Origin of the sequence: Anaerococcus prevotii DSM 20548 (assembly GCF_000024105.1) — a bacterium.
Classification (GTDB): domain Bacteria; phylum Bacillota; class Clostridia; order Tissierellales; family Peptoniphilaceae; genus Anaerococcus; species Anaerococcus prevotii.
In genome coordinates, this window is record NC_013171.1 from 786870 (window position 1) to 797500 (window position 10631).

Sequence of the window (10631 nt, forward strand, 5' to 3'; positions counted from 1 at the left end):
GATATGATTTTGGTTAATCAATTACAAGTTACAGATAAAAAAGGAAACAATCTTTTAAATAATATTTCTCTTAGAATTCCTATGGGAAAAATTATTGGTCTCACTGGACCCAGTGGTGCTGGGAAGACTACATTAGTAAACACAATACTTGGGATTTTATCAGAGGATTTAAAAGTAAGTTCTGGAACTATTACTATAGATGATTTCGATATATTGGAAAAAGATAATATCAATAGCAACAATAGAAACATCGCTTTTATTCCTCAACTTCCCATGATTTCTTTTGACAAAAGAAAAAAGATAAAAAGTCAAATGGTTGAAATATATATTGCTAATCTTAATATAAATAAATCAGAAGCATTAAGTATAGCAAAAGATAAGCTCAAAAGCGTCAATCTTGAATATGAAAGAGTTTTAGATTCATATCCCACTGAACTCTCTGGAGGCATGATTCAGCGTGTGATTTTAGCGATATCTATGGGACTAAATACTGATTATATAATTGCTGATGAACCAACATCAGCCTTAGATAATTATAACTCATCATTATTTTTTGAATTGATTAAAGCAAATTTCAAAGGGAAAGGGATTTTATTAATAACACACGATGCCGAAATTCTTAAAAAATATAGCGACTGCATCTATGTGATAGAAAATGGGTGTGTTATAGAAAAGGGGAGTAGTGAAGATATATTTGAAAGCCCTAAAGAAGAATGGACAAGAAAATTTGTTATCTGTAGTCAGAAAATATTAGATTCTGGAGGTGAATGGAAATGGACGAAATAGCTATGAGTAATGTTAGCCTTTCTTTTGAAACAGTAAAAGGGACATTTAAAGCTCTAGATCAAATTTCCTTTTCACTAAAAAGGGGAGATAACTTAAGTTTAATTGGTGAAAGTGGATCTGGTAAAAGCACCATTGCAAAAGCATTAATAGGATTAGAAAGAATAGATGAAGGATCTATACTCTATGATTCTGTAGATATCTCAAAATTAAAATTAAAAAAAATAAGGAAATATAGAAAAAATATCCAGTCTGTTTTCCAGGATACATCTGGTACTTTAAATCCTGGTATAAGCACTTTTAAAAATTTGGAAGAAGGGCTTATTAATTTAACAAACTTGTCGAAAAAGGAAAGAAAGGAAAAAGTGTTATTATTTTGCGAGGATTTACATTTAAAAAAGGAAATATTAGATGTGCCCGTTCACCAACTATCTGGAGGCGAGCAAAGAAGATTGTCGCTCATAAGAGCCCTTATGGTTAATCCTGATTTTTTAATACTAGATGAGGTTACGGCTGGGCTTGACTTACTGACGATTGAAAAAGTATTAAACTTACTTTTTTATTATCAATCTAAGCATAGTATTTCTTATATTTTTATCACTCATGATATAAATCAAGCAAAACAGATTTCAGATTATATCATAGAAATAAAGAAAGGAAAAATATTTAGAGAAGGAAAATTGCAAAGGAGATAGAAATGATCAAACTTAGAAAAAATATGATGGTTTTATTGGCACTTGTATTTAGTTTTTCAATTTTACTAGGAGGTTGCCAAAAGAATCAAGAAAAAGCACAAGAAAATTCAAATGTAGCAAGTGAGAACACAAAAGATGAAAGCAAGAAGGTTTTAACCTTATGTACTGCTAAAGAACTGACAAACCTTACGACTTTAACAATGAATAAGGAAAATAATATGGCTTGTGGTTTAATTTACGAAACCCTAGTAGCTTATGAAAACGGTGAAATTGTACCAAAACTTGCTGAAAGCTTTGAATATAAAGATGATGGCAAAACTTTAGTCTTTAAATTAAAGGACGGGGTAAAGTTTTCAGATGGTGAAGATTTTAATGCTGATGCAGTAAAAAAGATATTAGATTTTGATAAGTCTAACCCTAATTTTGCAGGCATAAGGGCTGTTGCAGAGATAAAATCAACAGAAGTTATTGATGATAATACGATTGCTGTTCACTATGAAAATCCGTCTAAATTTTATATAAATGGCTTTTGTTTCCAAAATGTATTGGGGATGCCATCTCCAAAGTCATTTACTGAGGGAAACTTTGAGAAATTTAACAAAAATATAGGAACAGGTCCTTATGTATATGAAGAATTTAAATCTGGAGAATATACAAAATTTGTTAGAAATGAAAATTATCACGGGGAAAAACCTTATTATGATGAAGTTATTGTCAAATATATTCCCGATGCTTCATCAAGACTTCAAGCCTTAAATAAGGGGGAAATAGATTTAATTTATGGAGCAGATTTAATAAATTATGATGACTTCAAAAAAGGTTCTGAAATTAAGGATGTTACTGGAGAAGTCAATAAAAATAGGACTTTGACTAAGAATCTAATTTTAAATCCAAGTAAAAAAGAATTAGAAGATTTAAAAGTTCGCCAAGCAATTAATTATGCAATTAACAAAAAAGACATTGTCGACAGTTTAACATACTCATATGAAGATGTAGCTGAAACTTTATTCCCTAAAGATGTGGCTTATTGTGATGCAAATTATCCAACTATTTATAGTTATGCTCCTGAAAAGGCAAATGGCTTGCTAGATGAAGCGGGTTGGAAACTCAATAAAGATACAGGAATTAGAGAAAAGGACGGAAGTCCATTAAAGCTTCAATATGTTTATTGGTCAGATTTAGTACTTGCTAAGGAAACTGCACTTGCAATAAAGACACAATTAAAAGAAGTAGGTATAGATGTTGACCTAGTTGAAAAAGATCAAATGTCATGGTGGACAGATGGTATAAAGGGAGAATTCCATTTGACAACCTGGAATACAGAGGGTTCTTATACTGAACCTCATAAGTTCTTACAAGAATCAATCACTGAAATGGATCCACATTTGATGCCGTTAAAAGCACTTTCTGATTCAAACATATATATTGATGCAATAAAGAAGGCTTCCACTTCTACAAACGAAGGGGAGATTAAAGATAATATACAAAAAGCTATAGTATATTCAAACGAAAACGCTATGGATTTGCCTCTTTCTTATTCAAAAGAAATGATTTTGTATAGAAATGACAAAATTGGTGGATATGACTTTACAAGTACACCACAATTTTTCAATATTTACAGTGTAAAAGCTAAATGAGAATAGGTTAATAAATTGAATTTAAGGCAGGTCTATCTATAAAGTAGTGAATGGATAGACCTATCTTATTATTACGAGGATTTATTAAGGAGGGGATTTGATGGATCTAATAAAACAATATGTAAAAAAGAGAAAAGGCTCATATTTTATGTCAATCTTACTGGCAATAATTGGAGTAGTGGCTGGTCTTTTTTCTTATATTTTTATGGCGAAAATTATTGTGAATTTGATTAATGGCATAAGGGATATGAGCTTATACACTCCACTTTGCATAAGTATTTTAATAACATTTGTTATTAAAGAAGTGGCAGCAGGAATATCAACAACTATATCTCATACTGCAACCTTTAATTCATTAGGAGAAATTAGAAATGATATTTCCAAAAAATTATTTAAGATGCCATTGGGAGATGTATTATCAAGAACATCTGGAGAATTAAAAAATATTATAGTTGAGCAAGTTGATTCTATGGAAACTTCACTTGCCCACTTAGTGCCAGAATTTACGGCAAATTTAGTAGGACCTGTTCTATTATTTATTTATATGTTTACCTTAGATTGGCGATTGACCTTGCTATCACTAATTCCATTTGTGGTGGGAATGGCTACTATGATGTCTGTTATGAATGCTCATTATAAGGAAATGTTTGGAAAGTCAGTTGCCATTGGTCAACATATGAATAATTCGATTGTTGAGTATATAAATGGGATAGAAGTAATAAAGACCTTTAATCAAAGCGAATCATCTTATAAAAAATATGCTGATGCAGTTTATGATAATGCAAGTTTTTATTATAACTGGATGGGTGAATCTATGAATAAGGTTGCCATAGGTAGATTACTTTCTCCTATGGGAATTATTACAATCATACCCTTTGGGATTTTATTTTATATAAAGGGAAGTATTGATTTAGGAAATTTAATTACCTTAATCGTCTTATCCTTTGCTACAGTTTCCAGTATTTTAAAAATCATGAACTATATGGACGATATGTCAAGAATATCAACTATAACTTCTGAAATAGGAAAGATTTTAGATTCAAGACAGTTAGAAAATATTGACAAGGGAGAAAAAATGGAATCCTATAATATAGAACTTCAAGACGTAGACTTTTCTTACGATGGAAAAAATAAGGTTATAGATAATCTTTCTATGGAAATAAAAGAATCTAATGTTTCAGCCCTCGTTGGTCCTTCTGGGTCAGGTAAGTCCACAATAGCAAAACTTATTGCTGGATTTTGGAATGTAGATAAGGGATCTATTAAAATTGGCGGAGTAGAAACAAAAGATGTGTCGCTCGAAAACTTGTCTTCACTTATTTCTTTTGTATCCCAAGACAATTTCCTCTTTGATATGACTATAAAGGAAAATATTAGGCTTGGAAATAAGAATGCCTCTGACGAAGAAATTATAGATGTATGTAAAAAATCTGCCTGCCATGATTTTATTATGAATCTATCTAATGGTTATGATACAAGAGTTGGAGAAGGTGGAGGTCATCTATCTGGAGGAGAAAGACAAAGAATATCTATTGCTCGTGCCATGCTAAAAAATGCACCAATCGTAATTTTAGATGAAGCAACTTCTTATATAGATCCCGAAAATGAAGCTCTCATACAAAATGCCTTGGCAAATCTAGTTAAGGGTAAAACTTTAATCATAATCGCTCATAGGCTAAAGACAATTGTTGATGCAGATAGAATATTTGTTATTAAAGATGGCAAATTAAATTCTTATGGTACTCATGAAGAACTATTAAAGTCATCAGAACTTTATAAGGAAATGTATGCTGCAAATTTAAGGGGTGATGAAAATGCTTAATGTGTTTAAAAAGATATGGAATTTTTCAAAAGAAGAACAGGTATATATTAAGAAATCTATTCTCGCTGGATTTTTGCACGCAGTATTTAATGCCCTTGAATTTGGTGCAATTTACTATATGCTAGTAAATATATTTTCTAAAACTTTAGACTATAAGGCTATCTTTGTTTGTCTTGGAATATTAGTTATATCCCTTGTTGGAAAGATAATGACACAAAAATCATCACAAATGGCACAAACACACGCTGGATATTTTATGGCAGCTCATAAGAGGATAGAAATAGGAGAAAAAATAAAAAGAGTTCCTATGGGTTTCTTTTCAAGCTTTTCACTAGGAAGATTAACTACTATTGCTACATCTTCACTTTCCCAAGCAGAAATGTGGGTGCCTATGCTTTTGGTTCTTGTACTTGGTGGAGTTTTAAATACTCTAGTCTTTGTCCTTGGAACTTTAATTTTTAACGTAAAGGTAGGACTGGTTGCTGTAGCAGGTGTAATAGTATTCTTTATAGTTACATCAATGATGGAGAAAAAATCATCAGCTAATGCAGACAAGATGACAGAAACACAAACAAGACTTACAAAAGAAGTATTAGCAACTTTACAAGGTATGCAGGTTATAAAATCCTATAATCTTGGTGGAGAAAATAACAGGGCTTTAAGAAAGTCTATAAAAGATACATCAAATATACTTTTAGATTTAGAAATATCTGTAGCACCATACACAGTAATTCAAAGAATTGTAATGGGAATAACAACAGTGGCTATGGTCTATTTATCATTAAAATTAAATTTATCTGGTGAACTTCCACTTGCTGAAACAATTCTTATGATTATGGCATCCTTTATTATCTTTGAAGGCTTAATCGGAGCAGGATCAAACATGGCAATCCTAAGAGCATGCGAAAATGCCATAGATTCTGTAGGTTTTATCGACTCTATGCCTGATATGAGAAAAGGAAGTATTACAGAGCCTATAAAAAATCATGATATAGTCTTTAAAAATGTCAGCTTTTCTTATGATGATAGACCAATTTTAAAAAATGTATCAGCAGAGATAAAAGAAAATACTATGACTGCCATAGTTGGTCCATCTGGATCTGGTAAAACAACATTTTGTAATCTAATAGCGAGATTTTGGGATGTAAATTCTGGTGAAATTTTAATCGGAGGAAAGAATATTAAGGACTATAAGATAGAAAACTTAATGAATTCTATTTCCATGGTATTTCAAGATGTATATCTATTTGAGGATACAATTGAAAATAATATAAAATTTGGAAAACAAAATGCAAGTCATGAAGAAGTAGTTCAAGCTGCAAAGAAGGCAAGGTGCCATGAATTTATAGAAGCTTTACCAGAAGGATATGACACTATTATCGGAGAAGGTGGAGCAAGTCTATCGGGTGGAGAAAAACAAAGGATCTCCATAGCTAGAGCCATGCTAAAAGATGCGGACATCATAATCTTTGATGAAGCCACAGCAAGTATAGATCCAGAAAATGAAGATAAGCTTAAAGAAGCAATAGAATCATTAACAAAAAACAAAACAGTAATTATGATTGCCCACAGACTAAAGACAATTAGAAATGCTGACCAGATTTTAGTCTTAAAAGATGGAGAAATAGTAGAACGTGGAAATCACGAAGAACTGATTAAAAATAATGGACTTTATTCTGACCTTATAAATGCAAAAGCTAAGGCGGAATCATGGAAATTAAATAATTGATAGAAAGAAATATTAAAGTCTTTGAACAGGAAAATTTAGATTAGAGGATTTATGTCTAGTAGCATAAGTCCTCATTTTTTTATGCTTAAATTAATCATTGAAACTCAAAAATATTATAGAAAAATAAAAATTCTGGTTACCAAAGAGGGCAAATTTCACTTTATAAGGTGAGGGGTATTTTGTCATCTTTCTATAAAATCAAAATACTTTAAAGTGTGAATATTTTTGAAATTGATTATGTGAGATTAGTATATTTCAAATTCATTCCACTTACCAAGTTAAAAAAAACAACTTACATAGGAGGTAAAAATGCAAGCAATAAAGATTTATAGCATGAGAGTTGCTATGTTATGTAGGCTTTATGATCTTAAATTAATTAATGAGAAGGAATATACAAAAATTAAGAACAGGTTAGAAAATGATTATAAGAAGAGAGATAGAAAGTAGTTAATCTTGTGATATAATAACACTGTAGAAAGATACAAAATGGGAAGGAGGTAAAATGAATACTAAAGTAAAATTAATAAAAGCTTCAAATTTAGGAGCAAGAAATAGAAATGCACTACATTTAGATTTAAAACGTGTTGCAGCGTATTGTAGAGTAAGTACAGATAGTAAAGACCAACTTGAATCATATAAATCGCAAGTTGATTATTACACAAATCTAATAAAAAATAATAAGAACTGGACTTTGGCTGGTATATATGCAGATGAAGCAACAACAGGAACAACTGCAACTAAAAGAGCAGATTTCATGAGGCTAATAAGTGATTGCCAAAATGGAGATATAGACATGATAATTACTAAATCTATATCAAGATTTGCTAGAAATACATTAGATACCTTAAAGTATGTAAGGCTTCTAAAGGAAAATAATGTTGGTGTAGTATTTGAAGAAGAAAATATAGATACTTTGACAATGGATGGAGAGTTACTATTAACAATATTAAGTTCAGTAGCTCAACAAGAAGTAGAAAATACCTCAGCCCATGTGAAAAAAGGACTGAAAATGAAAATGGAAAAAGGGGAACTTATTGGTTTTCAAGGTTGCCTTGGATACGACTATGACCCTATAACAAAAAGTATCTCTATAAATGAAGAAGAAGCCAAAATTGTTAGATATATCTTTAAAAGATATTTAGAAGGCAATGGTGGTTCGGTCATTGGTAGGGAACTAGAAGAACAAGGATATCTCACCCCTAGAGGTAAAACAAAATGGTCTGATACTACAGTGTTAGGGGTAATTAAGAATGAAAAGTATATTGGCGATATACTAATGGGAAAAACTTTTACAGTTGATCCAATAACAAAAAGAAGACTAGCAAATTTTGGAGAATCTGATAAATACCATATTGAAAATCATCACGAGGCAATTATATCAAAAGAAGATTTTGAGAAGGCTCAGGAGATTAGACTCAGGAGAGCACAAAATAGAAACACCATTGCTAATAAGGATAGAAAAAGAGAGAAACTATCAAGGCAATATGCTTTTTCAAGTATGCTTGAATGTGGATTTTGTGGTGAAATACTTTCAAGAAGAACATGGCACACTAGTTCAATTTATAAAAAAATTAACTGGCAATGTGTAAAGTCAACTAAAAAAGGTAAAAAATATTGCCCTCATTCAAAAGGAATACAAGAAGCAGCAATAGAAAAAGCATTTGTTGAAAGCTATAGGCAATTATGCCATGCAGATTCAACAATAATAGATGACTTTTTAAAGATTGTTGAAGAAGAAATAAATGATGAGACTTTGGTCAAAGATTTGAAAAAGTTAGAAAATCAATTAAATAGAATCATTAGTCAAGAAAGAAAGTTAGTTGATCTTCATTTAGAAGATAGTATAGACGAAGAAGTTTATGCCAAAAAGTATAAAAAACTTACAAAACAAAAAGAAGAATTACTTGATGAAAAGAAAACACTGGAACTAACGATAAAAGATGAAGACTCTATTAAAGAAAGATTAAAGCAATTTAAAAAGGTCTTAGAAAATAGAGAAATTATAGAGGAATTTAACAGAACAGTATTTGAAAGCATAGTTGATAAAGTTGTGGTGGGTAGAATTGACAAAGACGGAACAGTTCATCCATATGACTTAACATTCTATTTCAAAACAGGAGTTAAAGATAGTCAAGATTCTAATAACTTTAAAGACAAAAGAAAAAATGCCAAAGACAATGACATTAATAAATTGTGTTCCTACAAGAATGACGAGGATAAAAAATTATGTTCCCAATCAAAAGACAACGCATGTGGAGACGGTAGCTCTGTTGTCCAAACTAAACACAGAACATCATTTAGATATAGAAATAGGGGAAGATGAATTATCTGAAATTGACTTTTCAAAAGACGCAACTTATGGAGAAATTAAAAAGTATGTGTTAGATAAATACGGACTAAAAGTTTCAAGCCTATATATCGCACAAGTAAAAAGGAAACATGGTCTAATAGAGAGAGAAAATTATAATTTTAGTAAGAAAGAAAATCAAAGAGTGCCAAATTGCCCAGAAGAAAAAGAAAAAGCAATCGAAGATGCTTTAGAGCATTTTGGAATGATTTAAATAATATCTAAGATTGAAAATTTTAAAATTAAGACTTAAAAACTTTAAGATTAAAAAGATATGTACTTCTTATATAACCTAAGAAGATTAATTGAAAATCAGGGGAACGATGATGGTAAAATAAAAAATTTTAACAACTAAAGAAGAATTAGGCATTATTGCCAAAGAGGTTTTTATGAAGTTAAAAATACTGAAAAAGACTTGTTAGAATTGAAAATTTTAGATCATTGTGCAGGGTTTCGTGTCATAATAGTGATAGAGGCAAATAGTTATGTAAATATAAAGAGTTCAAGACTTCTACCAAAGTTTAAAACTCAAAAAATAAATAGTTGGTGTGCTGCTTAGAGTAAACATTTTGATAATGTGGATGCGAAACAAAAAGAGATAATCAGACTTCGTAAAAAATTGAAACAGGTTGAAATGGAGAATGATATTTTAAAGCAAGCTGCACTACTGTTAGGCAAAAAATAGACCTCATTATCTCGAACCGAGATAAATATAACATTAGTGCAATGTGTAGACTACTTGGGGTCACAAGAAGTTTAGTCTATTATCATTTGAACAAAGAAAAAGATGTGAAATTAGATGAAGATGAAAAACTAATAGAAGAAATAAAAGAAATATTCAGAAGAAGTAGAAACAACTATGGAACACGCAAAATAAAAAAAGAACTAGGGAAAATTGGATATAAAATATCGAGAAGAAAAATAGGCCGAATAATGAAGAAAAATGGCCTAGTCTCAAACTATACAGTAGCACAATATAAAGTAATAAGATCCAAATGCAACGAAGAAGACATCCCTAACCTTTTAAATAGATAATTTGACAATAGAGACTATTTAGAAGCAATAGTAAGCAACCTAACATATGTAAGAGTAGGAAAAACATGGAATTATATATGTTTAATAATAGACTTAAACAGCCGTGAAATAATAGGATACTCATCAGGTAAAAACAAAGATGCAAATCTAGTAGCAGAAGCATTTTACTCAATAAGGCATCCACTAAATCGTATAAAAATATTTCACACAGATAGAGGAAGAGAATTTAAAAATATAAAAATAGAAGAAATATTAAAGGTATTTGGGATAAAAAGATCGCTAAGTAAAAAAGGAAGCCCATATGATAACGCAGTAAGCGAAGCAGTCAATAAAGTAATGATGACAGAATTCATATATCAGGAGAACTTTACTAATTTCCAAGAACTTAATCTAAAATTAGCAGAATACGTATATTGGTATAATAACCTAAGAATTCATGGATCTTTAGGATATAAAACACCAGTAGAATATAGAAAAGCAGAATAAAAAGCTCTGGAAGTTTCATAAATTAAATAAAATATATGAACAGACTGTCAAGGGCAAATTTCAACTAAATTTGGGCGAAGCCTTTACCCTTGATTGT

General features: G+C 30.7%; 8 protein-coding genes and 1 pseudogene. All 9 read left to right on the plus strand.

Features of this window, described 5'->3' with window-relative positions:
- The first annotated feature begins 3 nt into the window (after nt 1–3).
- Nucleotides 4–786, plus strand: a complete 783-nt coding sequence (locus APRE_RS03580) for an ATP-binding cassette domain-containing protein (protein ID WP_012797121.1) — start codon at nt 4–6, stop codon at nt 784–786.
- Nucleotides 768–1478 (plus strand): ATP-binding cassette domain-containing protein, encoded by a 711-nt coding sequence (locus tag APRE_RS03585; RefSeq protein ID WP_041449686.1) that lies wholly within the window; start codon nt 768–770, stop codon nt 1476–1478. Before APRE_RS03580 ends, APRE_RS03585 begins: the two co-directional genes overlap by 19 nt.
- 2 nt (nt 1479–1480) lie before the next feature.
- Complete coding sequence (locus APRE_RS03590) at nt 1481–3115, plus strand: ABC transporter substrate-binding protein (protein WP_015777635.1); 1635 nt, start codon at nt 1481–1483, stop codon at nt 3113–3115.
- Nucleotides 3116–3215: 100 nt separating this feature from the next.
- Nucleotides 3216–4937 carry an ABC transporter ATP-binding protein gene (locus tag APRE_RS03595; protein WP_015777636.1) on the plus strand — a complete coding sequence of 574 codons (1722 nt, stop codon included), beginning with the start codon at nt 3216–3218 and terminating at the stop codon, nt 4935–4937.
- Nucleotides 4930–6666, plus strand: a complete 1737-nt coding sequence (locus tag APRE_RS03600; RefSeq protein WP_012797124.1) for an ABC transporter ATP-binding protein — start codon at nt 4930–4932, stop codon at nt 6664–6666. Before APRE_RS03595 ends, APRE_RS03600 begins: the two co-directional genes overlap by 8 nt.
- A gap of 309 nt (nt 6667–6975) precedes the next feature.
- On the plus strand, nt 6976–7113 hold the full coding sequence (locus tag APRE_RS09700; protein ID WP_012797125.1) for a hypothetical protein: 138 nt from the start codon (nt 6976–6978) through the stop codon (nt 7111–7113).
- Between the two features lie 55 nt (nt 7114–7168).
- Nucleotides 7169–8989, plus strand: a complete 1821-nt coding sequence (locus tag APRE_RS03605; RefSeq protein ID WP_012797126.1) for a recombinase family protein — start codon at nt 7169–7171, stop codon at nt 8987–8989.
- Nucleotides 8937–9227, plus strand: a complete 291-nt coding sequence (locus tag APRE_RS03610; protein ID WP_041449687.1) for a hypothetical protein — start codon at nt 8937–8939, stop codon at nt 9225–9227. Before APRE_RS03605 ends, APRE_RS03610 begins: the two co-directional genes overlap by 53 nt.
- A 357-nt stretch (nt 9228–9584) precedes the next feature.
- Nucleotides 9585–10534: pseudogene (locus tag APRE_RS09900) on the plus strand (IS3 family transposase); the annotation flags it as partial.
- Nucleotides 10535–10631 lie beyond the last annotated feature (97 nt).